Raw genomic sequence first — 1,807 nt, 5'->3', positions numbered from 1 at the left:
GGAGCATTCCTGTTATGAAGAAATTTGAGGTTTGAATAAAAAAAGCCCCCTTGGTATGATACGAGGTGTCCAATCGTTGCAACGAAAAAGGACCCTTAATTAATACCCAAGGAGGACTCAAAATGAATTATACGCAAAACGAAAAAATTTCGCAAATCACACCATCAACATTAATTGTAGGCATTGACATTGCTAAGGAAAAACACGTGGCAAGAGCACAGGATGATCGAGGCGTAGAGTTTGGAAAACGAATGGTCTTTGAAAATCGAGAACATGGTTTTGAAACATTATTAGAATGGGTGGGAAAACATCAGAAAGCACAGGGCAAAAAACATGTCATCTTTGGTGTAGAACCAACCGGTCACTATTGGTTAAGCTTAGCTTATTACCTGAAAGATAGAAGCTATGATTTTGTAATCGTTAATCCGATGCATGTAAAAAAGTCCAAAGAATTGGATGATAATTCACCAACGAAAAATGACACAAAGGACGCAAAGGTGATCGCACAGCTGATCAAAGATGGGAGATACTCCGTACCTAACCTCTTAGAAGGTATTTATGCCGAGCTAAGAGAAGGCGTCAAAGTAAGAGATCAACTATCGAAACAGCTGATGATCATAGAAGGTCGTATTCAAAATAATCTCCAGCGGTATTTCCCAGAGTTTTTCGATGTGTTTAAAGATTGGGAGGGAAAAGCAGCGATGTGTAGTTTGCGTTGTTTTCCATTTCCAACTGATTTAGTAGCGTTAACGGCAGAGGAAGTGCTTGCCCAGTGGAAAACAGAAGTGAAAGCTGGAGTAGGAATAAAACGGGCACAAAAGCTAGTGGATAAAGCAAACAAAAGCATTGGCGTACAAGAAGGTCTACGCTTCGCTAAAAGAGAATTACACCATTTATTAGACCAATATGCCTTACATCAACAACAATTAGAAATGATGGAAGAGGATTTGGAAGAACTGGTACAAGAAATACCAGGAGCAGAAGAAATGATAGCGATCAAGGGTATTGGCTCCATGACTGTCGCTGGTTTTTATGCCGAAGTAGGAGACATTAAAAAGTATCGTCACCCACAACAGGTGATCAATATGGCAGGATACTCCTTAAAAGAACACAGTTCTGGGAAACACAAAGGGCAAACCAAGATCACGAAACGGGGACGTAGTAAATTACGAAAGCTATTATATATGGCGGTACGCCCACTTGTCGCACACAACCCAACGTTTCAGGCCTTACATGATTATTACACCAAACGAAAAGAACGCCCTTTGAAAAAACAACAATCTTTGATCGCTTTATGTGGAAAATTAATACGTGTTTTATTTGTCATTGGTCAACGTCAATGTACATTTGATGGAAATAAACTATTACAAGGAATTGCTTAAAACCCTTAACAAAAAAGGCTTATGAAAAGAAATCGTTAGGATATGTACATTGGTATCTAAAGAAATGAGACAAACACCAACAATGCAGAGTCGGAGCTTATTTTTTCCATTCGGGCCTTAGACCCAGTAAAGGAGCATATCCGACCTCCATCATGTGGATACGCAGGACGAAGGAATTTGTGGCATTCAACCGGAGAGACATGGGAGGGTGAGCGACCACATTTAAGGTGGAGAGGAAGAAGCATGGTCATCCTTGTGTGCGCACCAAATATATCCAATTTGGTCGTTAGGATGGATGCCTATAAGTAAAATTCTTTCACAAGAAACAATAACTGGTAGTGTATCCCATGAAGCAAGAAGATGGTGTTTTAGAAATTCGAAGAAAACAAGAGTATATTAACGATATTTGAATTATATAGAGGGAG

Annotated in this window: 1 protein-coding gene; it reads left to right on the top strand. The window is 39.6% G+C overall.

What is annotated here, in order from left to right; translation table 11 throughout:
• Window positions 1–122 precede the first annotated feature (122 nt).
• Window positions 123–1,382 (top strand): IS110 family RNA-guided transposase, encoded by a 1,260-nt coding sequence (locus GH715_RS21190; protein ID WP_153837227.1) that lies wholly within the window; start codon window positions 123–125, stop codon window positions 1,380–1,382.
• Window positions 1,383–1,807: the final 425 nt, after the last annotated feature.

Origin of the sequence: Gracilibacillus thailandensis, assembly GCF_010994055.1 — a bacterium.
Classification (GTDB): domain Bacteria; phylum Bacillota; class Bacilli; order Bacillales; family Amphibacillaceae; genus Gracilibacillus; species Gracilibacillus lacisalsi.
This window is presented reverse-complemented; position numbering and strand designations above follow the sequence as displayed.

Bases quoted from the DNA above. Each gene is read 5' to 3' on its own strand.
- GH715_RS21190 (WP_153837227.1), top strand. From the start codon at position 123: ATGAATTATACGCAAAACGAAAAAATTTCGCAAATCACACCATCAACA.